At 63.0% G+C, this 26,706-nt stretch carries 19 protein-coding genes and 1 tRNA gene; 10 read left to right on the forward strand and 10 right to left on the reverse strand.

Going from position 1 to position 26,706, the window contains the following annotated elements; all coding sequences use genetic code 11:
- Window positions 1-6 precede the first annotated feature (6 nt).
- The 4 genes from V6W80_RS19705 to V6W80_RS19720 form a co-directional block, all read right to left on the reverse strand.
- Window positions 7-1,104 (reverse strand): polyamine ABC transporter substrate-binding protein, encoded by a 1,098-nt coding sequence (locus V6W80_RS19705; RefSeq protein WP_017640875.1) that lies wholly within the window; start codon window positions 1,102-1,104, stop codon window positions 7-9.
- A gap of 105 nt (window positions 1,105-1,209) precedes the next feature.
- Entirely contained in the window at window positions 1,210-2,568 is a 1,359-nt protein-coding gene (locus tag V6W80_RS19710; protein WP_338545160.1) for an aspartate aminotransferase family protein, read from the reverse strand.
- Window positions 2,569-2,590: 22 nt separating this feature from the next.
- The gene (locus V6W80_RS19715) at window positions 2,591-3,949 is read right to left on the reverse strand and encodes a glutamine synthetase family protein (RefSeq protein WP_017640877.1); all 1,359 of its coding nucleotides are present in this window, start codon (window positions 3,947-3,949) and stop codon (window positions 2,591-2,593) included.
- Between the two features lie 34 nt (window positions 3,950-3,983).
- Window positions 3,984-4,733 (reverse strand): gamma-glutamyl-gamma-aminobutyrate hydrolase family protein, encoded by a 750-nt coding sequence (locus V6W80_RS19720; protein ID WP_064308091.1) that lies wholly within the window; start codon window positions 4,731-4,733, stop codon window positions 3,984-3,986.
- 406 nt (window positions 4,734-5,139) lie between these two features.
- On the opposite strand from V6W80_RS19720, the gene V6W80_RS19725 reads away from it, so the two are divergent.
- Together V6W80_RS19725 and aguA are read left to right on the forward strand one after the other, a co-directional pair.
- Window positions 5,140-6,516 carry a glutamine synthetase family protein gene (locus tag V6W80_RS19725; RefSeq protein ID WP_007160769.1) on the forward strand — a complete coding sequence of 459 codons (1,377 nt, stop codon included), beginning with the start codon at window positions 5,140-5,142 and terminating at the stop codon, window positions 6,514-6,516.
- Between the two features lie 139 nt (window positions 6,517-6,655).
- Entirely contained in the window at window positions 6,656-7,753 is a 1,098-nt protein-coding gene (gene aguA, locus V6W80_RS19730) for an agmatine deiminase (RefSeq protein ID WP_173149100.1), read from the forward strand.
- Between the two features lie 61 nt (window positions 7,754-7,814).
- Here aguA and V6W80_RS19735 read toward each other — a convergent pair whose 3' ends face one another.
- The 3 genes from V6W80_RS19735 to desA form a co-directional block, all read right to left on the reverse strand.
- Window positions 7,815-9,194 carry an OprD family porin gene (locus tag V6W80_RS19735; RefSeq protein ID WP_017640880.1) on the reverse strand — a complete coding sequence of 460 codons (1,380 nt, stop codon included), beginning with the start codon at window positions 9,192-9,194 and terminating at the stop codon, window positions 7,815-7,817.
- A gap of 799 nt (window positions 9,195-9,993) precedes the next feature.
- Window positions 9,994-10,971 (reverse strand): GGDEF domain-containing protein, encoded by a 978-nt coding sequence (locus V6W80_RS19740; protein WP_064308092.1) that lies wholly within the window; start codon window positions 10,969-10,971, stop codon window positions 9,994-9,996.
- Between the two features lie 113 nt (window positions 10,972-11,084).
- Window positions 11,085-12,278, reverse strand: a complete 1,194-nt coding sequence (gene desA, locus V6W80_RS19745) for a delta-9 fatty acid desaturase DesA (protein ID WP_068383545.1) — start codon at window positions 12,276-12,278, stop codon at window positions 11,085-11,087.
- Window positions 12,279-12,528: 250 nt separating this feature from the next.
- Between desA and oscA the strand changes: the two genes are divergently transcribed.
- The 6 genes from oscA (at window position 12,529) to V6W80_RS19775 (ending at window position 18,259) form a co-directional block, all read left to right on the forward strand.
- Window positions 12,529-12,714: a sulfur starvation response protein OscA gene (oscA, locus tag V6W80_RS19750; RefSeq protein ID WP_017640883.1), complete on the forward strand. Its 186-nt coding sequence runs from the start codon at window positions 12,529-12,531 to the stop codon at window positions 12,712-12,714.
- A 77-nt stretch (window positions 12,715-12,791) separates the two neighbouring features.
- Window positions 12,792-13,793, forward strand: coding sequence for a sulfate ABC transporter substrate-binding protein (locus tag V6W80_RS19755; protein WP_338545161.1), 1,002 nt, complete (start codon window positions 12,792-12,794; stop codon window positions 13,791-13,793).
- 106 nt (window positions 13,794-13,899) lie between these two features.
- A complete protein-coding gene (cysT, locus tag V6W80_RS19760; protein ID WP_133861341.1) occupies window positions 13,900-14,712 on the forward strand; it encodes a sulfate ABC transporter permease subunit CysT in 813 nt (270 codons plus the stop codon).
- A 10-nt stretch (window positions 14,713-14,722) separates the two neighbouring features.
- On the forward strand, window positions 14,723-15,589 hold the full coding sequence (gene cysW, locus V6W80_RS19765) for a sulfate ABC transporter permease subunit CysW (protein ID WP_338545162.1): 867 nt from the start codon (window positions 14,723-14,725) through the stop codon (window positions 15,587-15,589).
- Between the two features lie 6 nt (window positions 15,590-15,595).
- A complete protein-coding gene (locus V6W80_RS19770) occupies window positions 15,596-16,564 on the forward strand; it encodes a TOBE-like domain-containing protein (RefSeq protein ID WP_184290373.1) in 969 nt (322 codons plus the stop codon).
- 183 nt (window positions 16,565-16,747) lie between these two features.
- Window positions 16,748-18,259, forward strand: a complete 1,512-nt coding sequence (locus V6W80_RS19775) for a methyl-accepting chemotaxis protein (protein ID WP_430707821.1) — start codon at window positions 16,748-16,750, stop codon at window positions 18,257-18,259.
- Here V6W80_RS19775 and V6W80_RS19780 read toward each other — a convergent pair.
- From V6W80_RS19780 to gabD, 3 genes are all read right to left on the reverse strand, one after another.
- Window positions 18,256-19,452 carry an HDOD domain-containing protein gene (locus V6W80_RS19780; RefSeq protein WP_338545164.1) on the reverse strand — a complete coding sequence of 399 codons (1,197 nt, stop codon included), beginning with the start codon at window positions 19,450-19,452 and terminating at the stop codon, window positions 18,256-18,258. The two genes, V6W80_RS19775 and V6W80_RS19780, sit on opposite strands and share 4 nt — an antisense overlap.
- A 113-nt stretch (window positions 19,453-19,565) precedes the next feature.
- Window positions 19,566-20,846 (reverse strand): 4-aminobutyrate--2-oxoglutarate transaminase, encoded by a 1,281-nt coding sequence (gabT, locus tag V6W80_RS19785; protein ID WP_338545165.1) that lies wholly within the window; start codon window positions 20,844-20,846, stop codon window positions 19,566-19,568.
- A gap of 234 nt (window positions 20,847-21,080) precedes the next feature.
- Window positions 21,081-22,529 (reverse strand): NADP-dependent succinate-semialdehyde dehydrogenase, encoded by a 1,449-nt coding sequence (gene gabD, locus V6W80_RS19790; protein ID WP_338545166.1) that lies wholly within the window; start codon window positions 22,527-22,529, stop codon window positions 21,081-21,083.
- 342 nt (window positions 22,530-22,871) lie between these two features.
- Between gabD and V6W80_RS19795 the strand changes: the two genes are divergently transcribed.
- Together V6W80_RS19795 and hsdR are read left to right on the forward strand one after the other, a co-directional pair.
- Window positions 22,872-22,948 (forward strand) — tRNA-Arg (locus tag V6W80_RS19795).
- A 255-nt stretch (window positions 22,949-23,203) separates the two neighbouring features.
- Complete coding sequence (hsdR, locus tag V6W80_RS19800) at window positions 23,204-26,668, forward strand: type I restriction-modification system endonuclease (protein WP_338545167.1); 3,465 nt, start codon at window positions 23,204-23,206, stop codon at window positions 26,666-26,668.
- Window positions 26,669-26,706: the final 38 nt, after the last annotated feature.

Genomic DNA, 26,706 nt, shown 5'->3' on the forward strand with positions numbered 1-26,706 from the left:
CGGCACTCACTTGCCGGACTTGATGGTGGTCCAGGTACGGGTCATCAGACGCTGGGTCTTGGCCGGAAGATCCGGGAAGGCATACAGCTTGGTCATGGTTTCCTGGGTCGGATAGATCCCCGGGTTGGTGCGGATCTCTTCGGCTACCAGCGGGGTGGCCGCCTTGTTGCCGTTGGGATACTGCACATAGTCGCTGACCGCCGCGATCACCTTGGGCTCCATCAGGTAGTTGATGAACTTGAGCGCGCCTTCGGAGTTCTCGGCATCCTTGGGAATGGCCATGGTGTCGAAGAAGGTACCGGCGCCTTCCTTGGGAATGTTGTAGGCCACGGTCACGCCGTTCTTGGCATCGGCGGCACGGGCCTTGGCCTGGGCGATGTCGCCGGAGTAACCGACCGCCACGCAGACGTTGCCATTGGCCAGGTCCGAGATGTACTTGGAGCTGTGGAAATAGGTGATGTACGGCCGCACCTTGAGAAACAGCTCCTCGGCCGCCTTGATCTCCTTGGGATCCTGGCTATCCGGCTTGTAGCCGAGGTAGTGCAGGCCGGCGGGAATGATCTCGGTGGGCGAATCCAGCACCGCCACGCCGCAGCCCTTGAGCTTGGAGAGATTCTCGGGCTTGAAGATCAGGTCCCAGGAATCCACCGGGGCATTGTCGCCCAGGGCAGCCTTGACCTTGGCCGGGTTGTAGCCGATGCCGATGGTGCCCCACAGGTAGGGGATGGCGTACTGGTTGCCCGGATCGCTGACTTCCAGGGTCTTCATCAGCTGCGGATCCAGGTTGCTGTAGTTGGGCAACTTGGACTTGTCCAGCGGCTGGTAGACGCCGGCCTTAATCTGCTTGGCCAGGAAGGAGTTGGACGGCACCACCACGTCGTAGCCGGAACGACCGGCCAGCAGCTTGGCCTCGAGGGTCTCGTTGCTGTCATAGACGTCATAGACCACCTTGATCCCCGACTCCTTCTCGAAGTTGGCGATGGTGTCTTCGGCAATGTAGTCGTTCCAGTTGTAGACGTGCAGGACCTTGGGGTCCGCCGAGGCGTTGCCGGCAAAGAGGCCGGCCAGGCTCAGCGCTAGAAGAGTCTTGCCAAAAACATTCATGCGGTGGTGCTCCTCAAGTCATCGTTGGTCTTTTGATTCGGTGCGCGGCCAGCGCCCGCGCGCAGTCTGGCAAGGTCCGCCGCCGCGCTCAAGCCTTGCCGGCCATTAGCCACGTTGACGTAGCACCGCATGGGTCTGATCGAGACTCAGGCGCGCCAGGGTGACGAGCTCGTCGATGGACTCCGGCGTGATGACCAAAGGCGGGGCGATGATCATGGTATCGCCCACCGCACGCATCACCAGCCCATTGCGGAAGCAGTGCTCACGGCAGAGCATGCCCGCCCCACCCTCGTACCGCGTCCGCGTCTTCTTGTCGCGCACCAATTCCAGCGCCGCCACCATGCCGACACCGCGGGTCTCGCCCACCAGCGGGTGGTCGGCCAGCTCGGCCCAGCGTTTCTGCAAATAGGGTGCCGTGGCGTTGCGAACCCGGTCGACGATGCCTTCGTCACGCAGGATGCGGATGTTTTCCAGGGCCACGGCGGCGGCCACCGGATGCCCGGAATAGGTGAAGCCGTGATAGAACTCGCCACCCTCGTCGAGCACCCTGACCACTTCGTCGCGTACCACCACGCCACCCATGGGCACGTAGCCGGAGGTGAGCCCCTTGGCGATGGGCATCAGGTCCGGAGCATTGCCGTAGTACTGGCTGCCGAACCATTCGCCGGTGCGACCGAAGCCGCAGATGACCTCATCGGCGATGAAGAGGATGTCGTACTTGTCGAGGATCTGGCGCACTCGCGGCCAATAGCTTTCCGGCGGCACTATTACCCCGCCGGCACCCTGGATGGGCTCGGCGATAAAGGCGGCGACACGCTCTTCGCCGACCTCGAGGATCTTCTGCTCCAGCTGATCGGCCGCCCAGACGCCGAACGCCTCCGGACTCATCTCGCCACCTTCACCGAACCAGTAGGGCTGCGGAATATGCACGATGTCGGGCAGCAGACCGCCCTGTTCGTGCATCGCCGCCATGCCGCCCAGGCTAGCGCCGGCCATGGTCGAGCCGTGGTAGCCATTCCAGCGGCCGATGACCACCCGCTTCTCCGGCTGGCCCTTGGTCGCCCAGTAATGGCGCACCAGACGCAGCACCGTGTCGTTGGCCTCCGAGCCCGAACCGGTGAAGAACACGTGATTCATGCCCTCCGGTGCCAGTTCGGCGATGGTCTTGGCCAGCTCCAGCGCCGGCGGGTGGGCGGTCTGGAAGAACAGGTTGTAGTAGGGCAGCTCACGCATCTGGCGACTGGCCGCTTCGACCAGCTCTTCACGGCCGTAGCCGACGTTCACGCACCAGAGCCCGGCCATGCCGTCGAGAATGCGCTGACCCTCGCTGTCCCAAAGGTGCACACCCTCGGCACGGGTAATGATGCGTGCGCCCTTCTCGTTGAGCTGGCGATAGTCGGTGAAGGGCGCCAGCAGGTGCCGACGACTCAGGTCCTGCCAATGTGCGGTGGTAAAGGTAGTCACGAAGCCTCTCCTTGAATCGCGGTCAGACGCTGAGCAGCAGGAATTCCCGCTCCCACGAACTGATCACGCGCTTGTAATTCTCATGTTCGGCGCGCTTCACCGCGACGTAGCCACGGGTGAAACGACTCCCCAGATAACGCTCCAGGGTGGCCGACTGCTCCATGCGCTCCAGGGCGGCTTCCAGGGTTAGCGGCAGGCGCAGGTTGCGGCGCTCATAGCCGCGGCCCTGCACCGGGGCGCTGGGCGAGACGTTCTCGACCATGCCCAGATAGCCACACAGCAGGCTGGCGGCCAGGGCCAGATAGGGGTTGGCATCGGCGCCGGCCAGACGATTCTCAACCCGGCGATTCTGCGGATCGGAATCCGGTACCCGCAGGCCCACGGTGCGGTTCTCCTCACCCCACTCCACGTTGACCGGCGCCGAGGTATCGGGCAGGAAGCGGCGGAAGGAATTCACATTGGGCGCGAACAGCGGCAGCGCCTCGGGAATGTATTTCTGCAGACCGCCGATGTGGTGCAGGAAGAGCTCGCTCATGCTGCCATCGGGGTTGGAAAACACCGTCTTGCCGGTCTTGAGATCCACCACGCTCTGGTGCAGGTGCATGGCGCTGCCAGGCTCGCCGGTCATGGGTTTGGCCATGAAGGTAGCGGTGACGTTATGCTTGAGCGCCGCCTCGCGCAGGGTGCGCTTGAAGACGAAGATCTGGTCGGCCAGGTGCAACGGATCGCCGTGACGGAAGTTGATCTCCATCTGGGCGGTGCCTTCCTCGTGGATCAGGGTATCCAGATCCAGCTCCTGGGCCTCGCACCAGTCGTACATGTCCTCGAACAGCGGATCGAATTCGTTGGCCGCGTCGATGGAAAAGGACTGGCGCCCGGTTTCCTGGCGACCGGAGCGGCCTACCGGCGGCTGCAACGGATAGTCGGGGTCGTCGCTGCGCTTGGTCAGGTAGAACTCCATTTCCGGCGCGACGATGGGCTGCCAGCCATGCTCGGCATAGAGTTTGAGCACCTTCTTGAGCAGGTTGCGCGGCGACAGCTCGATGGGGATGCCGCGCTTGTCGTAGGTGTCGTGGATCACCAGGGCGGTGGGTTCCAGCGCCCAGGGCACCAGGAACACCGCGCGATCATCCGGCCGACAGTGCATGTCGATGTCAGCCGGGTCGAGCAATTCATAGTAGATGTCGTCGTCGACATAGTCCCCGGTCACGCTCTGCAGGAGCACGCTCTCCGGCAGGCGCATGCCCTTTTCGTTGAGAAACTTGGCGGTGGGAGAAATCTTGCCGCGGGCGATGCCGGTCAGATCGGCTACCAGGCATTCCACTTCAGTGATCTTGCGTTCTTTCAACCAGGCGGTGAGCCGGTCAAGCGGGGTGCTCATAAAGACCTCGAAGGTTCGAGCGGGGTGAACAGCATCAGCGGCCGGCAGCGCGCTCCTTGCAGGCCTTGCCGAACGCCTTGAATAAAGCGAGATAGACTGGGTGACTGCGTACCTTCCACTCCGGGTGCCACTGCACACCGCAAGTGAAGGCGCGGGCCTCGGGAAGCGAGACGGCTTCGATCAGGCCATCGGGGGCCAGCGCCTCGGCGCGCAACCCCGGCGCCAGGCGCTCGATACCCTGGCCATGGATGGAGTTCACCTCGAAGCGCGCCGGCAGATCCAGGGTCTCGAACAGGCCACCTGGCTGGACCTCGACCGGATGGTGCAAGCCATAGTGCTCTTCCAGGGTCTCGCCGCGCTCGCGGTGATCCATGAGGGAAGCGACCTCATGCACCTTCTGGTGCAGGCTGCCGCCAAAGGCCACGTTCATTTCCTGGAAGCCCCGGCAGATGCCCAGCACCGGCACGCCCGCAGCCACCGCGGCGCGCAACAGCGGCAGGGTCACGGCGTCGCGCGCCGCATCGTGCAGGGTGCCGGGCTCGCTGGGCGGGCCCTGGTAATGGCGAGGTTCGACATTGGACGGCGAACCGGTGAACAGCAGACCGTCCAGACGCTCTACCAGGGTCTCGGTGGCGATGAGGTCGGCGAGGGCCGGAATCACCAGCGGCATGCCCTCGGCCCCCTCCACCACCGCGCGCAGATACTTGTCGCCGGCGATGTGAAAGGGATGCAGGCCTAGTTGCCTGGTACAGGCTGTGACACCTATGAGGGGCAGCGCGGACATGGGGCACCGGGTTGAACAGGAATCATCCGAGCCTAGTCTTGTTCGTTATTTTTCACAACCACCGGTAAAAAGTTTCGGGATTCTGCACAGAAGCGGCGCAACAGAGGCGTTCTAGCGCTCATGAATGCGCCAAAAACAGGCACCTGCGCACCACCCCTGAGCAGGCTTTCCGCCAGTTGACTTTGCTCCGCCTTTCGGATTGACTCCAGGGTGGTAACTCCGCTGATTGATATTTTTAACAGGGGCGCTGGCAAAGCGTCGGAGCGCAGGCGAGACCGTACTCTCAGGTCGCTGTCGGATCGACAGCGGGCACTCGTGCCCTCACTGCGGTTGGCCCACTGGGCAAACAGGCGCATCAGGCGCTAACCGTTTTGTCGAGCGCAGCCAAAAGCAAAGGTGTTTCATCATGTCGGTACCCCCGCGTGCCGTTCGTTTGGATGAAGCGACCGACTTCCTCAGGGAGCACCCTGAGGTCCAGTTCGTCGATCTTCTGATTGCGGATATGAATGGCGTGGTGCGTGGCAAACGCATCGAGCGCAACAATCTGCCCAAAGTCTTCGAGAAAGGAATCAACCTCCCCGCTTCGCTGTTCGCCCTCGACATCACCGGCTCCACCGTCGAAAGCACCGGTCTCGGGCTCGACATCGGCGATGCCGACCGCGTCTGTTTCCCTATCACCGACACCCTCTCCATGGAACCCTGGCAGAAGCGCCCCACCGCGCAGCTGCTGATGACCATGCACGAGATGGAAGGTGAGCCCTTCTTCGCCGACCCCCGCGAGGTCCTGCGCCAGGTCGTCCAGCGCTTCGACGAGCTCGGACTCACCGTCTGCGCCGCCTTCGAGCTGGAGTTCTATCTGATCGATCAGGAGAACATCAACGGCCGCCCGCAACCGCCGCGCTCACCCATTTCCGGCAAGCGTCCGCAATCGGTCCAGGTCTACTCGATGGACGATCTGGATGAATACGCCGACTGCCTGCAGGACATCATCGACGGCGCCCGCGCCCAGGGCATTCCGGCCGACGCCATCGTCGCCGAATCGGCGCCAGCGCAATTCGAGGTCAACCTCAATCACGTCGCCGATCCGATCAAGGCCTGCGACTACGCCGTACTGCTCAAGCGCCTGATCAAGAACGTCGCCTACGACCATGAGATGGACACCACCTTCATGGCCAAGCCCTATCCGGGCCAGGCGGGCAATGGTCTGCACGTGCACATCTCCCTGCTGGACAAGGAAGGTCGCAACATCTTCGCCGGCGAGGATCCCGAGCAGAACGCCGCATTGCGTCATGCCATCGGCGGTGTGCTCGAGACCCTACCCGCCTGCATGGCCTTTCTCTGTCCCAACGTGAACAGCTATCGGCGCTTCGGCTCGCAGTTCTTCGTGCCCAATGCCCCGAGCTGGGGCCTGGACAACCGCACCACCGCCCTGCGCGTCCCCACCGGTACGCCGGAGGCACACCGCATCGAGCATCGAGTGGCTGGCGCCGACGCCAACCCCTACCTGCTGCTGGCCGGCGTCCTGGCCGGGGTACACCACGGCCTGACCCGGCAGATCGAGCCCGGCCCGGTCACCGAGGGCAACTCCTACGAGCAGCACGAGCAGAGCCTGCCGAACAACCTGCGCGATGCCTTGCGCTACCTGGACGACAGCTCGGTGATGGCGGAGTACATCGATCCGAAGTACATCGACATCTTCGTCGCCTGCAAGGAGCACGAGCTGGAGGAGTTCGAGCACTCCATCTCCGACCTCGAGTACAACTGGTACCTGCACACCGTGTAAGCACCGCCTGCCGACCGGTCCTGCACCGGTCGGCAGGTGCGCTGCAGTACCGCCGGAGCCCTGCGCGTAATCACGCTCGTGGCGCCCTGCCGATCTTTCCCTTTATCACCCACGACGACTCTGGACGGAGAGCTTCGCCATGACCACCCTCACCACGCCGCGTGCCGATGGCTTCCACATGCCGGCTGAATGGGCCGACCAGCGCCAGATCTGGATGGTCTGGCCCGAGCGACCGGACAACTGGCGCCTGGGCGGCAAGCCTGCCCAGGCGGCCTTCACCGCCGTGGCCCAGGCCATCGCCCGCTTCGAGCCGGTCACCATCGGTGCCTCGGCGCAGCAGTACGAAAATGCCCGCGCCCGCCTGCAGCATCCGAACATCCGGGTGGTGGAAATCAGCAATGACGACGCCTGGTGCCGCGATACCGGCCCGACCTTCGTCAGCGACGACCAGGGCGGCGTGCGCGGTGTGGACTGGAGCTTCAATGCCTGGGGCGGCCTGGACGGTGGTCTCTACTTTCCCTGGCAGCGCGACGACCAGGTAGCGGGCAAGATCCTGGCGATCGAGAATCTGCCGGGCTATCGCACCCCGGACTTCGTCCTCGAAGGCGGCTCCATCCATGTCGACGGCGAAGGCACCCTGATCACCACCGAGGAATGCCTGCTCAACGCCAACCGCAATCCACACCTGGATCGTGCGCAGATCGAGCGTTACTTGAGCGACTACCTGGCGGTGGACAAGGTCATCTGGCTGCCCCACGGTCTCTACAATGACGAGACCAACGGCCACGTGGATAACTTCTGCTGCTACGTGCGCCCGGGCGAGGTGCTGCTGAGCTGGTGCGACGACCAGGCTGATCCCAACTACGGCCGGTGCCGCGAGGCCCTGGCCGTGCTGGAGCGTGAAACCGATGCCCGCGGCCGCACCCTCAAAGTGCACCGCATTGTTACCCCAGGTCCGCTGTTCGCCAGCGAGGAAGAATGCCGCGACGTAGACGCCTGCCTGGGTACCCAGCCGCGCCGGGCTGGCGAGCGTCTGGCCGCCTCCTACGTCAATTTCCTGATCGTCAACGGCGGCATCATAGCGCCGACCTTTGGCGTCCCCGAGGATGCCGAGGCCCTGCGTACCCTGCAGGCCTGCTTCCCGGAGCACCAGGTGATCCAGGTCCCCGGACGCGAGATCCTGCTGGGCGGTGGCAACATCCACTGCATCACCCAGCAGCAGCCGACCGGCCGCTGATTTCCGGCGGAAACGAAAAAAGCCCGTCTTTCGACGGGCTTTTTTCTGACCTGAGCGCGGCTTAAAGCAGCGGCAGGGTGTAGCTGACGATGAAGCGGTTTTCGTCCTGATCGCGCTGACCCGGAACGCCCTGGGTGCTGGCTGCCGGCAGGTCGGAGCGCAGCGAAGCGTTACGCCAGGTGAAGCCCAGACCTTTCAGCTGGCCTTCCGGGACCACGTAGCTCAGCGTCAGATCGCGTTCCCACTCCATGTAGTCGCCATTGCGGGTGCGGATGTTATCGCCGTACTGGTAAATGATACCGGCAGTCAGACCCTTCATACCCAGCTGACCGAAGTCATAGGAGTAGCGAGCTTGCCAGGTGTCTTCACCGGAGCGGGCGAACTTGTTGATCTGCAGGTCGGTGATGATGTAGGCGGAAGCGCCATCACCCTGGTTCAGGAAGGGGAAGTCGCTGTTACCATTGCTACCCTGGTAGCCAGCGCCAAAGGTATGGCCCTTGATCGAGTAGGTGAACAGGGCGCTGTACAGACGGTTGTCCACTTCGCCACGGGTAACGGCGCCAGTGGCGGTGCGGCCGTAGTAACCGCTGGAGGCATAGAGCGCACCCTGGGTGTCGGCATTCTTGTTAGCGCCATCGCCGTTGCTGTCGAAGTAGCGCAGATCGGTCTTGAAGGTACCTTCACCCAGCTTGACGCTGTGGGTCAGACCCAGGAAATGCTGGCTGTAGAAATCTTCCAGCTGACCGAAGTAGTACTGCAGCGTCAGGTCCTTGGTGACCTTGTAGTCGGCACCGGCGAAACGGAACTGGTTGCTGTCACGCGCGGTGGAACCACTGTTGGAGCCCGCGATGGACATTTCTTCGTAGTTGCTGGAAGCACGGCCCTTGACGTGTTCGATCTGACCAGCAGTCAGAGTCACGTCCTTGATTTCCTTGGAGGTCACCTGACCGCCCAGGAAGGTCTGCGGCAGGATACGACCATCGTTGAAGGTGATGACCGGCAGCTTGGGCATCAGGGTGCCGTAGCGCAATTCGGTCTGGGAGATCTTCATCTTGGCAGTAGCGCCAACGGTGCTGAATTCGTCGACGGAGCTGCCGTCGGTTTCACGCGGGAACATGGTGCCCGGCTGATTGGAGCCGTCGGTCTTGCCGGCACGGCCGCCGCCATCCAGACGCAGACCCAGCATGCCGATCGCGTCGACACCGAAGCCAACGGTGCCTTGAGTGAAGCCGGACTGATAATTGAGCAGGAAGCCCTGACCCCATTCCCGGTTGGTCGACGGGTTGGCGGTGCCATTGCGGTTATCGAGATTCTCGTAGAAGTTGCGCAGGCTCAGGGTTGCTTTGCTGTCCTCGATAAAGCCGGCAGCGTTGGCGGCGGCAATGAGGGACAGGTTCAGACAGGCCGCGGAGACCGCGACCACCAGTGGCTTCTTGACCATGTGTGCTCCAGGGGTGAATCGTTGTTATGCAGCCACCAGAGGTGTCAGCGTCTGCTGGTGGTATGCCCGACGGGCCGTGCGGAAGGGAAAGCTAGAGGGCTTTTGTTTCAATTTGGAGAATTATCCCGGGCTTGGTCGACTTTTAATTTGCGACTTCAAGCACAGGTCCCCTGCCACCGTCTTCCACGTTGCGAAAGCTAATTGCAAAAAAGCATTTCGTCTAGCGATACCTCGTTGAAAACCCGCTCTGTGGTCTTCCCCTTAGACTGGTCGGTCATGGCTGTAGGGAACCTTCCCCGCATACCGCACCGGAAAGGCTGGCCTTTTCCTGAAAGAAGGCCAGCTCATAGTCTGCGACTTTCCGCTCTAGGACGGGCTTTTCAAGGCATTGGAAAACCCTTGCAGTCCGTCATCGAATGCTGGATCCAGAGAAATTCCCTGCGCTCTTCAAGGACTTGTAATTTTTTGCTACGGCTTCCAGGGCCGACTCGCCCAGCACATGACACGCCTCGTCCGCCGCGTGAAACCTGACATCCCGCATCACAGTGGTTACGACGCGTTAGCGGCTTGGAAACAGACTTTCCATTCAGCGGGTGCCAACTCGCCGGCTTCCACAAACAGCTGTGGATAGCGTCAGGCTGCCGGAGCAAGAGGGGGAAGAAAGGAGTCGATGCCAGCTGACTGGGGAGAGGATGAAGCTACCAGGCACCGAGGACCAGGCTGGCCATGATCGGAACTGGCACGCTGGTATCCGAGAGCCAGACCTGGAGGTACGGCTCTGGAACATCTGCCAAGGGCTTCAGCCTTGGACGACTTGATCCTTGCCCTGGCGCTTGGCCTTGTACATGGCCTCGTCGGCCCGTACATAAAGAGTGTCGAGGGACTCATCGCCCTCACGCAGGACGGTGACACCCTGACTGATGGTGACCTTCAGCGGCCCCTCGGCGGTGGGTACGGCCAATTGGCGCACGGCGCGCTGTAGTCGGCCCCCGATCTGCAGTGCGAGGTCGCTGTCGCAACCTGGCAACAAGAGGGCGAATTCCTCGCCGCCGATGCGGCCGAACAGATCGCCTCGACGAGTGGTCTGGACCCCGCACTCGGCAACACGCTGTAACACTTGGTCGCCCATCTGGTGGCCGAAGCGATCATTGATCTTCTTGAAGTCATCAATGTCGAGCAGCAGGAAAGCCAGCGGCTCGCCTTCGTTCTGAGCGAATTCGAAGGCGCGCTGGGCACTTTCGAAGAAGTGCCGACGATTGCTGCTGCGGGTCAGGACGTCGGTGGTGGCGAGCCGCTGCAGCTCCTCCTCCATACGCTTCTTGTCGGTGATGTCTTCGGCGATGCCCACCACCAGGAGCGGCATGCCCGCCTCGCTGCGTTGACTGACAAAGCACTTGTCGCTGAGCCAGCGGATTTCGCCATCGGCGCGGATGATGCGGTATTCGCGCGACTCTATGGCGCCTTGCTCTATCACCTGTTCCAAGGTGCGCTGGGCGTATTCGAGGTCGTCCGGGTAGATATTATTGAGCCAGGTGCTGTAGTCGGTCAGTACCAGCGACTGGGAGCGGCCGAAGATCTGTTCGTAGGCGGGGCTGACATAGATGATCTGGCGAGTGCGCCAGTCCAGGGCCCAGAGGACGGCATTGACGCTTTCCAGCAGCGCGCTGAACAGCTGCTCCCGGTCACGCAGGCGATCTGTCTCGGCCCGCGAATGCAGGAGAGCCAGCAGATTCTCTTCCGGAGTGGGAAGAGCAGACAGAGAGGGTTGTTCATCCATATACACATGCGCCTACGCGGGGTCCTGAGGGAGTTAGAGACAGCTGAAACCAGCCTGGTTCAATCCCCGCATAGAGCAGCCCACCGCTTCGGTGGGCTTTTGTGAAGCCTTTCTCAAGCAGTTCCGGCCGGCCGCAGGGAATAGGTTTTCAGCTGTTCGGCGAATTCGCGCAGGGACTGAATGCCGCTCGCTTCGGCTTCGCCGATCCACTGCCGGGTCGCGGCCAGCATGTCGTGGCCGTTGGCGCTGGTCCGCGCCCAGATCTGCTGCAGCGCCAGGCGCTTTTCGTAGATCAGCTTCAGCGCCTGACTGTGCTCGAGCAGTTCGTCGATGCGCACCTGATGGCGAGCCTTGAGCAGACTGGTCTCGCGGGCCAGCAGCCCCCGGGCGCGACGGAACAGCGGGCGCTGGGAGGGCGTGGCACTGCCTCGCTCCTGCCGCAGCAGTGGCCCGATCACCTGCTTGCGATACTGGGCCATGATCTGGAAGCGGTTGTTGAGGATGGCCATGGCGGTATCCATGTCCAGCTGACCCTTGCCTTCGATGCGATGGGCGATGGGGGCGACGCGATTGACCTTGGCCAGGCGCAGCCAGGTGAACAGCTTGATCCAGGCCCAACCCATGTCGAACTCCCAGCGCTTGACCGAGAGCTTGGCCGAGTTGGGATAGGTATGGTGGTTGTTGTGCAACTCTTCGCCACCGATGACGATGCCCCAGGGGATGAGGTTGGTGGCGGCATCGCGGCATTCGAAGTTGCGATAGCCCACGGCATGGCCTAGACCATTGACCACGCCAGCAGCCCAGAAGGGAATCCAGACCATCTGCACGGCCCAGACGGTGAGGCCCAGGGCGCCGAACAGGGCGACGTCGATCAGCAGCAACAGCACCACACCCAGGTTGCGGGTGCGGGGATTGGAGTAGAGCTTGCGCTCGATCCAATCATCCGGGCAGTTCTTGCCATAGATGCGCAGGGTATCAGCGTTGTTCGCCTCAGCCTTGTACAGCTCGGCGCCGCGCCGGACCACGGTGGCGAGGCCCTTGTGCACCGGACTGTGCGGGTCCTCTTCGGTTTCGCATTTGGCGTGGTGCTTGCGGTGAATAGCGGTCCATTCACGGGTATTCATCGCCGTGGTCAGCCACAGCCAGAAGCGGAAGGCGTGTTTGAGCGCGGGATGCAATTCCAGCGAGCGGTGGGCGGAGTAGCGATGCAGGTAGACGGTAACACTGACAATGGTCAGGTGGGTCAGCAGCAGGGTGACCACCACCAGTTGCCAGACCGACAGGTCGAGCAGGCCGTTGTAACTCATGGACGCAAAGGACCTCGCGCGGGTTGTGTAGTGCAACTGTCACCTAAAGTTCAGTGAACAGGCGTTCGCGCATTATTGCCAGGGTGGGTGATAAATCCAGCCCTCCCTTTTGCTACACAACGTGTCCTTCACAGAGTGTTAATTCTAAAAACGAATAAACAAAGCATTATTAGCAATTTTAAGAAATAAAGATCAGCCCCCTAAGATGGCGCCACTCTTTCGCCCACCTCTGCACACGAGGACGTCATCCATGAGTTCCGTTCCGTTCCGCAGCCTGGAAAACCAGGACGAAACCGCACTGCTCCGCGATATTCAGCAGGCTTTGCGCGGGCTGAGATTCGGCGCCATCGAGATCACCGTGCACAACGGTCAGGTGGTGCAGATCGAGCGCAAGGAAAAATTTCGGCCCCAGAGCGGCCAAGCTAACAAGCATTGAATTCTCGAGGTCAGCGGACGAGCGGGCACGGTGCCCGCCAGACGGTGTCCGGCTTTCTCACGTCAAGGAGTCTTTTCATGTCGATTCGCCGTTTCGCTCTGGCCGCGCTGGCCGGTGCCCTGTTCGCCACCCAGGTCCATGCCGTCGAATTGCTCAACGTGTCCTACGACCCGACCCGCGAGCTCTATCAGCAGTACAACGCGGCCTTCGCCAAGCACTGGAAGGCCGAAACCGGCGAAGACGTGAGCATCAAGAATTCCCATGGCGGCTCCGGCAAGCAGGCGCGCTCGGTGATCGATGGCCTGCAGGCCGACGTGGTGACCCTGGCGCTGTCCGGCGACATCGACGCCCTCAACCTGCACCAGCAACTGGTCGACCCCAACTGGCAGAAGCGCCTGGCGGACAACAGCACCCCCTACACCTCGACCATCGTCTTTCTGGTACGCAAGGGCAATCCCAAGGGCATCAAGGATTGGGACGATCTGGTGAAGAAAGACGTCCAGGTCATCACGCCCAATCCCAAGACCTCCGGCGGTGCCCGCTGGAATTTCCTCGCCGCCTGGGCCTATGCCAAGGCCAAGTACGGCAGCGATGCCGAGGCGCTGAAATTCGTCACCGAGCTCTATCGCCACGCCCCGGTGCTGGACACCGGCGCCCGCGGCGCCACCATCAGCTTCGTGCAGCGCCAATTGGGCGATGTGCTGATCGCCTGGGAAAACGAAGCCTATCTGTCGCTGAAGGAAGAAGGCGGCGACCAGTTGGAGATCATCACCCCGTCGTTGTCGATCCTGGCCGAGCCGCCCGTAGCCGTGGTGGACAAGGTGGTCGACAAGAAGGGTACCCGCAAGCAGGCCGAGGCCTATCTGCAGTATCTCTACAGCCCCGAGGGTCAGCGCATCGCCGCGCAGAACTTCTATCGTCCTCGTGATGCCAAGGTGGCGGCGGAATTCAAGGATCAGTTCAAGCCGGTCAAGCGGGTGACCATCGACCAGGAATTCGGCGGCTGGAAAGCGGCGCAACCCAAGTACTTCGCCGACGGCGGCGTGTTCGACAAGATCTTCGCCGACATCAACAAATAGCGCCCCAGCTGGGACGGCTCACGCTGACCGGCCCGGAACAGGTATCGTTCCACCCCTCTGCGCCCTGGCGAATGCATCGCCGGGGCGCCTTGCAGAAGGACATCTCATGTCTCGCCGTCTCTCCCCGGTCATACCCGGCTTCGGGTTGACCCTGGGATTCTCCCTGACCTACCTCGCGCTGATCGTGCTGATCCCGCTGGGCGCCATGTTCCTTCATGCCAGCCAGCTGACCCTCGGCCAATTCTGGTCGCTGATCACCGGGCGCCAGGTGCTGGCCGCGCTGCAGCTGTCCTTTGGCACGGCCCTGCTCGCCGCCCTGGTCAACGGCATCCTCGGCACCCTGCTGGCCTGGGTGCTGGTGCGCTACGAGTTTCCCGGGCGCAAGCTGATCGATGCCATGGTCGACTTGCCCTTCGCCCTGCCCACCGCGGTGGCCGGCATCGCCCTGACCGCGCTCTATGCGCCCAACGGCATGATAGGTTCGCTGTTTCCCTTCAAGATCGCCTATACCCCGATCGGCATCACCCTGGCGCTGATCTTCGTCACCCTCCCCTTCGTGGTGCGCACCCTGCAGCCGGTACTGGCGGACATTCCCAAGGAAATCGAGGAAGCCGCCACCTGCCTGGGCGCGCGCCCCTGGCAGGTGTTCCGCTACGTGCTGGTGCCGACCCTGCTGCCGGCCTGGCTGACCGGTTTCGCCCTGGCCTTCGCCCGCGGCGTGGGCGAGTACGGCTCGGTGGTGTTCATCGCCGGCAACATTCCGTTCAAGACCGAGATCCTGCCGCTGCTCATCGTCTCCAAGCTGGACCAGTACGACTACACCGGTGCCACCGGCATCGGCGTGTTCATGCTGCTGGTGTCCTTTGTCATGCTGCTGCTGATCAATATCCTGCAGCGCCGCATCCAGCCCAACATCTAAGGACGACCGCATGAGCCTCATGACTTCGACCAAGGCCGATGCGCGCGCCAGCAAGCAGCGCACCCCGGTGGCCATCGCGCTGATCGCCAGCGCCTGGCTGATCTTCCTGCTGATCCTGGTGCTGCCGCTGTACATGGTGCTGAGCCAAGGCCTGGCCAATGGCATCGGCGCCTTCTGGAACGCCATCAGCGAACCGGACGCGATCTCGGCGCTCAAGCTGACGCTGTTCGCCACCGCCATCTCGGTCCCCCTGAACCTGGCCTTCGGCCTGGCCGCGGCCTGGTGCGTCACCAAGTTCGAGTTCACCGGCAAGAGTCTGCTGATCACCCTGATCGATCTGCCCTTCTCGGTCTCGCCGGTGATCGCCGGTCTCATCTATGTGCTGCTGTTCGGCGCCCAGGGGCTGATGGGCCCCTATCTGCAGAGCGTGAACGTGCAGATCGTCTTCGCCGTGCCCGGCATCGTACTGGCGACGATCTTCGTCACCTTTCCCTATGTGGCCCGCGAACTGATCCCGCTGATGCAGGAACAGGGCACCCAGGAAGAAGAAGCCGCACGCCTGCTGGGCGCCAGTGGCTGGCAACTGTTCTGGCACGTGACCCTGCCCAACGTGAAATGGGCGCTGATCTATGGCGTGGTGCTCTGCACCGCGCGGGCCATGGGCGAGTTCGGCGCGGTGTCGGTGGTCTCCGGCCACATCCGCGGCCTGACCAATACCCTGCCGCTGCACATCGAGATTCTCTACAACGAATACAACATCGTCGCCGCCTTCAGCGTGGCGATCCTGCTGTTGCTGATGGCCCTGGTGATCCTGCTGCTGCGGCAGTGGAGCGAGAGTCGCCTGAGCCGCCAACTACAGCACCGTGACGAGGAATAAGGCGCCATGAGTATCGAGATCCAGGGTATCAACAAGAGGTTTGGCGCCTTCCAGGCGCTCAAGGACATCAACCTGCACATCGAGAGCGGCGAACTGGTCGCCCTGCTCGGCCCCTCGGGCTGCGGCAAGACCACCCTGCTGCGCATCATCGCCGGTCTGGAAGCACCGGACACCGGCAACATCGGCTTCCACGGTGAAGACGTCTCCGGACGTGACGTGCGCGATCGCAACGTCGGCTTCGTCTTCCAGCATTACGCGCTGTTCCGCCACATGACGGTGTTCGACAACGTGGCCTTCGGCCTGCGCATGAAGCCGCGCCGGGAGCGGCCGAGCGAGGCGCAGATTGCCAGCAAGGTGCACGAACTGCTGAACATGGTGCAGCTCGACTGGCTGGCCGATCGCTATCCCGAACAGCTCTCCGGTGGCCAGCGCCAGCGCATCGCCCTGGCTCGCGCGCTGGCGGTGGAGCCCAAGATCCTGCTGCTCGACGAACCCTTCGGCGCCCTGGATGCCAAGGTGCGCAAGGAGTTGCGCCGCTGGTTGGCACGGCTGCACGAGGAGATCCACCTGACCTCGGTGTTCGTCACCCATGACCAGGAAGAGGCCATGGAAGTGGCCGACCGCATCGTGGTGATGAATAAGGGGCAGATCGAGCAGGTCGGCTCGCCCGGCGAGGTCTATGAGCAACCCGCGAGTGACTTCGTCTACCACTTCTTGGGGGACTCCAACCGCCTGGCACTGGGTGAGCAGGAGGTGCTGTTCCGTCCGCATGAGGTGGAGCTGGAGCGCGAGCCACGGCCGGGTTATCACGCCGCCGAGGTGCGCGACATTCGCCCGCTGGGCGCCATCACCCGGGTGACCCTGAAGGTGCCGGAGCAGACCGAGGTGATCGAGGTGGAACTGGTCAAGGACCACCCGGCGCTGGCCGGTCTGCAACGCGGTGCGCCGCTGCATTTCTTGCCGCGTACGCCCTGAGCTGCAGCAGGCGGCTAAGACCAAAGTCGTAGCCGCCTGGATCAGACAGCGGTTGCAACCTCCGGAAAGCTGGCTCCATGATCGACGAAGCTGATCCGCGTCACATTCGTAACTGATCGAGCCGAATCACAAGGAGGTCGCATGCCCAGGCGCTGGCCCGTCGTGTTGTCGCTTCACCTGGCCATGCTCGTGGCTGCGCTGCTGCTCTGGCAGTGGCTGGCGCTGCCCTCCACCGCCGGCCTGGGACTGGTTCTCGTGGCGGCCCTCTGGCCTTGGCTACTGCTGCTGCGCAAGCCTGTCGCGCCGCCGGCTCCGGCCCAGTCCTTCGACGAACTGACCAGCGATCTTTCGCGCAGTACGGCGCGCAATGCCGTGGCCATCGCCGGGGTGGCCTTCGCCGCTCAGCAACTGGCGGCCCGGGTGCAATCTCAAGCCAGCACGGCCGCACAGATTTCCAGCAGCGCCACGTCCCTTACCCAGACCGAGCACGACAGCGCCGGCAGCGCCCGCCAGGCCCTGGCGGTGGCGCAGCAGGTGCACCAGCGCAGCGAGGCCGGTCGGGAAGCCCTGAACTCAGCGATCGCCGCCATCCGCGCCCTCAGCGAGCACGCCCGCCAGAGTCGGGAACTGATCGCGGGTCTGAGTGCCCGCACCGACAAGATCCAGCAGGTCACCGAGGTCATCCAGGCCATCGCCAGCCAGACCAACCTGCTGGCGCTCAATGCCGCCATCGAGGCCGCGCGCGCCGGGGAACACGGGCGCGGCTTCGCGGTGGTCGCCGACGAGGTCCGTGGCCTGGCGGCGCGGACCTCCAGCGCGACCGGCGAGGTGGGCGTGATCGTGGCCGATATCGGCCAGCAGACCGAGGCCGTGGTGGCGCAGATCCAGGAACTGGCCCAGGCGCTGGAAGATGGCGTGCGCCAAGTCGAACGCACGGGCGAAGGCCTCCAGGAGATCGCCCAGCTGGCGCAGACCGCCGAGCGCCAGGCGGCGGACATCGCCCAGGGCACCTCGGCCAATCTCGCCCAATTGGAAAGCCTGGCCCAGGCGGTGGAGCAGGTGCACAGCGATCTCGCTGACAGCGAGCGTCAGACCAGCCGCCTCAGCGGCGCCGCCGATGAATTGGTGGACATGGCCGAAGCCAGCAGCGAACGCCTGGCAGAGGTCGGCCTGGACAGCTATCACCAGCGCATCTTCGAACTGGCGCGCCAGGGCGCGGATGCCATCGGTCGCCGCTTCGAGGAAGACCTGGCCGCCGGACGCATCACCCAGGACGCCCTCTTCGACCGCCAGTACCAGCCCGTGCCCGGCAGCCAGCCGGCCAAGTACCGCACCCGCTTCGACAGCTACACCGATGGCGTGCTACCGGCGATCCAGGAGCCGCTGCTGGACCAGCATCCCGGCCTGGTCTTCGCCATCGCCTGTACGCCTGAGGGCTATGTGCCTACCCACAACCGCGCTTTCGCCCAGGCGCCCACCGGCGATGTGGCGGTGGATACGGCGCGTAGTCGCAGCAAGCGCCTCTTCAGCGATCGCACCGGCAAGCGCTGCGGCAGTCATCAGCGCCGCCTGCTGTTGCAGACCTATATGAGGGACACCGGCGAGGTGATGCACGACCTCTCGGTGCCGATCCTGGTGAACGGTCGGCACTGGGGTGGACTGCGCCTGGGCTATCGCCCCGACACCGCGCGCTAGCCCAACTTGAGCTGGGTGACCGCCAGCTGCCAGACCGCGGCTTCCAGCCCGAGCATGCGCCCGGCCTTGTGCTCGAGCAGGGCCTCGAGGGATTCGCCCGGAGCAGGATTCGCCGCCTGCGCCGCCAGGTGCAGGATCAGCGATGGCTTGGGCAGTACGCCGTGCAGGCTGTGTACCGCTGTCACCAGTTCGCGCAATTCCAGCGGCAGCCGCCAGTGCCGCTGCAATTCCGCGGAGAACTCCAGGCTGTAGCTCAGCAGGGCTCGCTCCAGCGCTGCCTCCTCGAGAACGCCGCCCCCGTCGCACCAGCGTTGCACACCTTGCAATACGGCCAGCTCACCCAGCCGATGGAGCAGGCCGGCGGTATAGCAGCGCTCGGCGTCTTCGCGCGCATAGCGCAGCGCCAGCAGACGCGCGCAGTCGGCGGCACGTTGGGCCAGGTGCAGATAGCCTTCGGCGCGCGTGGCCAGCAGCGGATCGGACAGACGCGTCGCCCGTCGCAGACTCAGGCCCAATACCAGATTGAGGGTAAAGCCGACGCCCAGGCGAGGCAGGGCCTGGCTGAGGGTCTGGCAGGACTGCCCGACGCGCTGGGAGGCGCTGTTGGCTGCGGCGATCAGGGTCGCCGTGACCAGCGGATCCTGGCCGAACTCGGTTTCCAGCTCGCCCAGACTGCAGCTGGCGCTGTCGCGGCAGCGCTGGATGATGGCGGGCAGGTCGGTGAACAGCGGCACCGCGTCGATCTCGGCGGCCATGCGCTGCAGATGGTCATCCAGCGAACCCAGGACCGCAGCCCTCGCCGCCTGAGCGGCGTCATCCGCCGGTGGCATCAGACTGCGCAAGCGGCGCAATACCTCTTCAGCCGCATAGGGTTTGACCAGATAGGCCGTGGGTGCCAGCCGCAGGGCGGCGCGCACATAGGCGGTATCGGCCTGATCGGACAGGAGGATCACTGGCTGCAGCGGCAGGGCGCCGCGCTGGCGAATGCGGCGCAGCAGGTCGAGCCCATCGCAGTCGGCTGGTCGCTCGACGATGATCAGCGTGCATCTCTTGTGTCGATCCAGCTCGGCGAGGGCCTGATAGCCATGGCCATACTCATGGACCAGGGCATCGGCCCGCACGGCCAGCACCAGAGACTTGAGCAGGTCACGGGTCCAGGGATTGGCATCGACGATGAGTATCAGGGGCGGCATCCCAACCCACTCCTGCTTGAGGAAAGCGAAGCGGCGAATGATGCGTCAAAGCGGACTTTGTGCCAAGCGTGTCACAGAAAAACCGCCCTTGTGGAGGGCGGTTTGATCAGGACTCAGGCCAATTCGGCAAAACACTCGCCGATAATGGCCAAGCCGCGATCCAGCTCTTCGTCGCTGGCGGTCAGGGGGACGAGGATGCGCAGCACATTGCCGTAGCTGCCGCAGCTGAGCAGGATCAGGCCCTTCTGGCGTGCGCGGACCACGATCTGGCTGGTCAGCTCGGCGTCGGGCTGCTCGATATCGCCACCCTTGCCCAGCTCCATGGCGATCATGGCGCCCAGACCCCGGACGTCGCAGATCTGCGCGTGCTTGGTGGCCAGTTCGCGCAGGCCGGCGGTGAGACGCTCGCCCACGGCCTTGGAGCGTTCCAGCAGCTTCTCTTCCTCGAAGGTCTCGATCACCGCCAGGGCCGCGGCGCAGGCGATGGGGCTGCCGGCGTAGGTACCACCCAGGCCACCGGGGGTGACCGCATCCATCACCGTGGCCCGACCGGTCACGCCCGACAGCGGGAAGCCACCGGCGATGGATTTGGCGAAGGTCACCAGGTCGGCGTCGACGCCCATCTGCTCCATGGCGAAGAAGGTCCCGGTACGACCGGCGCCGGACTGGACTTCATCGGCGATCAGCAGGATGCCGTGGGTGTCGCACAGCTTGCGCAGGCGTTGCATGAATTCCTTGGGCGCGGCATAGAAACCGCCCTCACCCTGCACCGGCTCGAGGATGATGGCGGCGATGTCGCCCGGCGCGGCATCGTTCTTGAAGATGCGTTCGACGCTGGCGATGGCGTCATCGACGCTGATGCCGTGCAGTTCGCAGGGATAGAGCGCGCGATAGACGCCGCCGGGCATCAGGCCCATGCCGGTCGAATAGGGCGCGACCTTGCCGGTCAGCGACAGGGTCATCATGGTGCGGCCGTGATAGGCGCTGGAGAAGGCGATGACCCCGGCGCGCTGGGTGGCGGCGCGGGCGATCTTGACGGCGTTCTCCACGGCTTCGGAGCCGGAGTTGAACAGCGCGGTCTTTTTCGGGAAGTTGCCCGGCACCAGTTCGTTGAGCTTTTCGCAGACCTCGACATAGGGCTCGTAGGCCAGTACCTGGAAGCAGGTATGGGAGACCTTGGTCAGCTGCTCCTGCACGGCCGCCACCACGCGCGGATGCAGGTGGCCGGTGTTGAGCACGGCGATGCCGCCGGCGAAGTCCAGGAACTCGTTGCCCTCGACGTCCCAGACCTTGGCGTTCTCCGCACGGGCGACGAAGATCGGGTGGGTCTGGCCGACGCCACGGGCGACGGCGGCACTGCGACGGTGCATCAGGGAATCATTGGTGTGGCTCATTGCAGTCCTCGATGGCCGCTCATCGTGGCGGCCGGCTACGGGAAAGACGCGGACCGGATTCCGGGCAGCATACGATGATCGACTGCCAACGGCCCGGCGTCCGCGCCGGGAAAAACTTTGGATCAGGCTGAGGGGCTGTTGGGCTTCGACGGTGAAACCGTCTCAACACAACCTACCTCGACCGTAGGTTGGGTTGTGCTCCGCGAAGCCCAACAGATCCAGCTAGCAGCGGTATCAGACGCCCAGGCAGAGGTACTTGATCTCCAGGTACTCTTCGATGCCGTACTTGGAGCCTTCGCGGCCCAGGCCCGAGGCCTTGACGCCGCCAAAGGGCGCGACCTCGTTGGAGATCAGGCCGGTGTTGATGCCGACCATGCCGTACTCCAGCGCCTCGGCCACGCGGAATACGCGGGACAGATCGCGGGCATAGAAGTAGGAGGCCAGGCCGAACTCGGTGTCGTTGGCCAGCTCGATGACCTCGGCCTCGTCCTTGAAGCGGAACAGCGGCGCCAACGGGCCGAAGGTCTCTTCCTTGGACACCTTGGCGCTCTTGGGCACGTCGGCGAGGATGGTCGGCTCGAAGTAGCTGCCCCCGTTGGCGTGGGCCTTGCCACCGGCGATGACCTTGGCGCCCTGGCTCACGGCGTCGTCGATGTGTTCCTTGACCTTGGCCGCGGCCTTGGCGTCGATCAGCGGGCCGATGGTGACGCCCTCCTCCAGGCCGTTGCCGACCTTGAGCTTGGCCACCGCGGCCTTGAATTTCTCGGCGAAGGCGTCGTAGACACCGTCCTGAATATAGAGACGGTTGACGCAGACGCAGGTCTGCCCGGCGTTGCGGTACTTGGAGGCAATGGCGCCTTCCACGGCCTTGTCCAGGTCAGCGTCGTCGAAAACGATGAAGGGCGCGTTGCCGCCCAGCTCCAGCGACAGCTTCTTGATGGTGGCCGCGCTCTGCTCCATCAGCTTGGCGCCGATCTCGGTGGAGCCGGTAAAGGAGATCTTGCGCACGATGGGGCTTTCGGTCAGCTCGGCGCCGATCTCGGCGGCGGAGCCGGTGACCACGCTCAACACACCCTTGGGAATGCCGGCGCGCTCGGCCAGTTCGACCAGGGCCAGGGCCGAATACGGGGTCTGGCTGGCGGGCTTGATGACCATGGTGCAGCCGGCGGCCAGGGCCGGACCGGCCTTGCGGGTGATCATCGCGGTGGGGAAATTCCACGGCGTGATGGCGGCGGTGACACCGATGGGCTGCTTGATCACCAGGATGCGCTTGTCGGCCTGGTGGCCGGGAATGGTGTCGCCATAGATGCGCTTGGCTTCTTCGGCGAACCACTCGATGAAGGAGGCGGCGTAGACGATCTCGCCCTTGGCCTCGGCCAGCGGCTTGCCCTGCTCCAGGGTCATCAGCCGGCCCAGGTCGTCCTGGTTCTCGATCATCAACTCGTACCAGCGCCGCAACTTGGCCGAACGCTCCTTGGCGGTCAGCGCGCGCCAGGCCGGCAGGGCGCGGCTGGCGGCGTCGATGGCACGTTTGGTCTCGGCGCGGCCGAGCTTGGGAATGGTGCCCAGGGTCTCGCCGGTGGCCGGGTTGTCCACCTGGACGGTGGCACCGCTGTCGGCGTCGATCCAGGCGCCGTCGACATAGGCTTGCTGGCGAAACAGGGAAGCGTCTTTGAGCTGCATTACGGTCTCCTTGGCTGAAAGGGCCGGAAGCAAGGGCATGACACCCCTGCGCCTGCGATAGGGTCAGGCTTGAAAACGCTGGCATGGCCACCGTTCAGCGCCCGCTCGAGCAACATCCGAACCGCCCTGGGCGTTCGAAATATTGAACGCATCCTAGGAGAATATTGAACCCCCGCGCAATAGCGCCGGAGCGGTTTTCGCGCGGCCCTCCTCCTCGTTTATGCAGCCCTTGCCACGCCCCGCGAAACAGTCGTTCAAAATCAACAACATCGTGCTTCCGGGCATGGACGGTTGAGGGCAAGGTGAGTATGATGGCGACCGATTCAGCGTCACCGAATCATTGCACTCGTAGCTCAGCTGGATAGAGTACTGCCCTCCGAAGGCAGGGGTCGTGGGTTCGAATCCCGCCGAGTGCGCCATCTCCGTTCACCGTCGCGTGAACCTCAGCAAAGCCCGCCATCGAGCGGGCTTTGCTGTTTCTGGAATAGGTCTACGTCCGAACCTGTCCTCCGCCTATCGAAGCGCAGCCCAGCTTTCGCTCATCTGGTACTAAGCTAGTTAACGTTCAAAGGTTGAGCGGCGGCTAGTCAAATACATCCCTCCGTTGTGTCTGGCATCATTCCCCTGCAATACCGCTACTTCCGCATTGCCAGTAGAAACTCAAGGGATGGAACATGGCCGAGAGCAGTAACTTCGCCTTTTTCAAAGAACACGACCCGGTCTTCTTCCAACTCGCCAATGCTGCTGAGCGAGTATTCGCCAGCGATCCCAATACGACGCTGATCAAACTGCGGCAGTTGGGCGAAGCCCTGGCTCAGGACCTTGCGGTGAGAGCGGGTATCGAGCTCGTCACCACCCTCTCGCAAGCCGACCTGCTGTATCGCCTGAGCCGTGACATCCAGCTCGATGGCAACATCCGCAATCTCTTCCACACGTTACGCGTGGAAGGCAACAAGGCTACTCACGGATTCCGCACCCAGCATCGCGACGCGCTAGATGGGCTGAGGGTCGCTCGGGCCTTGGCGATCTGGTATCACCAGTCATTCGGTGCCGGCGGCAGCTCCTTCAAGCCAGGGCCTTTCATCACGCCCGCTGATCCAAGTGAACCGCTGCGTGATTTGCAGGCGCAGATCGAGAGGCTTCGCGCCGAATTGGGCGACAGTCGTCAACAGCTGGAAGACCACGATCAGTTAGCCGGCCTCTTGAAGCTGGAAAAGGAAAAGCAAGCCAGTCTCGCCGAGAAGATGAATGAGGATGCGCTTGTTTACGAGCAGCTTGCTCAAGAGCGAGAGGAAGAATTGGCCAAGGCACGTGCCGATTTCGAGGCGCGACTCAAGACGCTGCAGCAACAACTGGAAGATCAACCGCAAGCGGTCCAGCAGGTCACACGCAAAACTCAGCAGGCAACCAGCCAATTCGACCTCAACGAAGACCTCACCCGCATTCTTATTGATCAACAGCTGAACGACGCAGGCTGGGAAGCTGATTCGCTCGATCTCACCTACGGCAAAGGTGCTCGTCCCGAAAAGGGCAAGAACAAGGCGATTGCCGAATGGCCTACCTGCAAGCCGAACGAAGACGCCGATTATGTACTGTTTGCCGGCCTCACCTCGGTTGCCATCGTCGAGGCCAAACGCAAGCGCGTTAATATCGCCAACCGCATCACCCAGGCCGAGCGCTATTCGCGCCAGCTGATCATTACCGATGATCTGCAATCGGCTGGACAAGGCGCTGGCTGGGCGGATGGCCAGGGTGGCCACTTCAAAGTCCCGTTTGCCTTCGCCTGCAATGGCCGTCCCTATATCAAACAGCTCGCTGAATTGTCCGGCATCTGGTTCCGCGATCTGCGCAGCCCAGCCAATCTGCGCCGGTCGCTACAGGACTTCCACACACCGGGCGGTCTGCTCGACCTGCTCAAACGCAGCCGTGACGAGGCGGAAGCAAAGCTGCAGCAAGAAGGCTTTGCCTATCTGAAGCTGCGTACTTACCAGGAAAACGCGATCAAGGCCGTTGAAGAGGCCCTCGCTGACGGACGTCGCCAATGTCTGCTGGCCATGGCCACCGGGACCGGCAAGACCCGTACGATCATTGGCTTGATGTATCGCCTGCTGAAAGCGGAGCGCTTCCGTCGCATTCTCTTTCTGGTCGACCGCAGCGCCCTGGGCCAACAAGCCATCGAGGCCTTCAACGAAGCGACCCTGGAACAGAACCACACCCTGGCGCAGATCTATGACGTCAAGGAACTGGGCGACATGGCCGCCGAAGCCGAAACACGCGTTCAGGTCGCCACCGTACAGGCGATGGTCAGGCGCATCTTCCAGTCAGACACTCCGCCGCCCATTGATGCCTACGACTGCATTATCGTCGACGAGGCCCACCGCGGTTACACCCTCGATCAAGAGATGACCGAAGGCGAGTTGGCAATACGCGATGTCAGCCAGTACCTATCGCAGTACCGCCGCGTGCTCGACTATTTCGACGCTTGCCGTATCGGCCTCACGGCGACACCGGCCAAGCACACCAGCGAAGTTTTCGGGCCACCGATTTTCACCTACAGCTATCGCGAAGCCGTGGCTGACGACTGGCTGATCGATCACGAGCCGCCGATTCGCTACCAGACCGAACTCAGCCAAAATGGCATTCACTTCGCCAAGGGCGAGAGTGTCAGCATTATCGATACGAGCACCGGCGAGGTGGATGTCGCCGAACTCGAGGATGAACTCGACTTCGAGATCGAGTCCTTCAACCGCCGGGTGATCACGCCTGGCTTCGACCAGGTCATCTGCGAGCAACTGGCCCAGGAGCTCGACCCTTCCGGCGATGAGAAGGCGATGATCTTTTGCGTCAATCAGGCCCATGCCGAGCGGGTCAAAAATCTGCTCGACGAGGCGCTCAAAGACGTCCACGGCGAGGAGTACAACCAGGCCGCTGTCCAGATCATCACCGGACAGAGCGACAAGGTCGAACAGCTCATTCGCCAATACAAGAACGAGCGCTACCCGAGCATCGCCATCACGGTCGACCTCCTGACCACAGGTATCGACGTACCGCGCATCTGCCATCTGGTGTTCATGCGCCGGGTGCGTTCGCGCATCCTCTACGAGCAGATGAAGGGCCGCGCCACGCGCCGCTGCGATGAAATCGGCAAGACGGTATTCAAGATCTACGATCCGGTCGACCTGTACGCCGCCCTCGAACCCGTCGACACCATGAAGCCGCTGGTGAAAGACCCGAACATCACCCTGGACCAACTGGTGAGCGAGCTGACCAACCCGGCCAGCCTCGACGCCCCAGGCAGCCAGCCAGAGACCAGCCATGCTCACGACGTGCTGGACCAGCTCAGCCAGAAGGTCATGCGCATCCTGCGCAAGGCCAGCCACAAGGCAGAGACCAAGCCAGCCCTCAAAAACAAGCTGGCCGAACTGGAAAACGTCTGGGGCGTTGCCCCGGACAAACTGCATCAGCATTTGCATGAGATGGGTCCGCAACAGGCCGCACAGTTCGTCCGTAAGCACGCTCAATTGCTCGATCAGCTTGCCACGGTCCAGGCGCTGCTCGGATCAGACCACTATCCGGTCATCTCTACGCACTCAGATACGCTCATGGTTCGTGAGCAGAACTATGGTGCCTATCAGAAGCCCGCTGACTACCTGGAAAGCTTCAACGACTTCATCAAGAACCAGCTGAATCAATCAGTGGCCCTCGGTGTGGTAGTCAGCCGCCCGCAAGATCTGACCCGTGAGCAGTTGCGTGAAGTGCGGCTGCTGCTCGACGCGAACAACTACAGCGAGGCAAATCTGCAGAGCGCCTGGCGCAACCAGACCAATCAGGAAATCGCGGCCAGTATCGTCGGTTTCATTCGTCAAGCCGCCCTCGGGGAGGCGCTACTGCCCTTCGAGCAGCGCGTGGCCAAAGCCATGGAAGCGATCTACGCCCTGCAGCCCTGGACACCCGTGCAGCGCAAATGGCTGGATCGTCTCGCCAAGCAGCTGGTGCACGAGGTCGTCATCGATGAAAAGCAAATTGGCCAGGCCTTCAGGAACGACGGCGGCAGCACACGGCTGGACAAGCTGCTCGGTGGCAACCTAAGCGTGGTACTGGACGCCCTGAATGACAATCTGTGGGTACAGACGGGATGAGACAGGTCCCGAACGGTGGATTGGCCAGAGCGCTCAGC

The sequence above is a fragment of the Pseudomonas benzopyrenica genome (assembly GCF_036884265.1).
GTDB lineage: Bacteria > Pseudomonadota > Gammaproteobacteria > Pseudomonadales > Pseudomonadaceae > Chryseomonas > Chryseomonas benzopyrenica.

Coding starts and splice junctions, on each gene's coding strand:
- V6W80_RS19705 (WP_017640875.1), bottom strand. CDS start 1,104: ATGAATGTTTTTGGCAAGACTCTTCTAGCGCTGAGCCTGGCCGGCCTC.
- V6W80_RS19715 (WP_017640877.1), bottom strand. CDS start 3,949: ATGAGCACCCCGCTTGACCGGCTCACCGCCTGGTTGAAAGAACGCAAG.
- V6W80_RS19720 (WP_064308091.1), bottom strand. CDS start 4,733: ATGTCCGCGCTGCCCCTCATAGGTGTCACAGCCTGTACCAGGCAACTA.
- V6W80_RS19725 (WP_007160769.1), top strand. CDS start 5,140: ATGTCGGTACCCCCGCGTGCCGTTCGTTTGGATGAAGCGACCGACTTC.
- aguA (WP_173149100.1), top strand. CDS start 6,656: ATGACCACCCTCACCACGCCGCGTGCCGATGGCTTCCACATGCCGGCT.
- V6W80_RS19735 (WP_017640880.1), bottom strand. CDS start 9,194: ATGGTCAAGAAGCCACTGGTGGTCGCGGTCTCCGCGGCCTGTCTGAAC.
- V6W80_RS19740 (WP_064308092.1), bottom strand. CDS start 10,971: ATGGATGAACAACCCTCTCTGTCTGCTCTTCCCACTCCGGAAGAGAAT.
- desA (WP_068383545.1), bottom strand. CDS start 12,278: ATGAGTTACAACGGCCTGCTCGACCTGTCGGTCTGGCAACTGGTGGTG.
- oscA (WP_017640883.1), top strand. CDS start 12,529: ATGAGTTCCGTTCCGTTCCGCAGCCTGGAAAACCAGGACGAAACCGCA.
- V6W80_RS19755 (WP_338545161.1), top strand. CDS start 12,792: ATGTCGATTCGCCGTTTCGCTCTGGCCGCGCTGGCCGGTGCCCTGTTC.
- cysT (WP_133861341.1), top strand. CDS start 13,900: ATGTCTCGCCGTCTCTCCCCGGTCATACCCGGCTTCGGGTTGACCCTG.
- cysW (WP_338545162.1), top strand. CDS start 14,723: ATGAGCCTCATGACTTCGACCAAGGCCGATGCGCGCGCCAGCAAGCAG.
- V6W80_RS19770 (WP_184290373.1), top strand. CDS start 15,596: ATGAGTATCGAGATCCAGGGTATCAACAAGAGGTTTGGCGCCTTCCAG.
- V6W80_RS19775 (WP_430707821.1), top strand. CDS start 16,748: ATGCTCGTGGCTGCGCTGCTGCTCTGGCAGTGGCTGGCGCTGCCCTCC.
- V6W80_RS19780 (WP_338545164.1), bottom strand. CDS start 19,452: ATGCCGCCCCTGATACTCATCGTCGATGCCAATCCCTGGACCCGTGAC.
- gabT (WP_338545165.1), bottom strand. CDS start 20,846: ATGAGCCACACCAATGATTCCCTGATGCACCGTCGCAGTGCCGCCGTC.
- gabD (WP_338545166.1), bottom strand. CDS start 22,529: ATGCAGCTCAAAGACGCTTCCCTGTTTCGCCAGCAAGCCTATGTCGAC.
- hsdR (WP_338545167.1), top strand. CDS start 23,204: ATGGCCGAGAGCAGTAACTTCGCCTTTTTCAAAGAACACGACCCGGTC.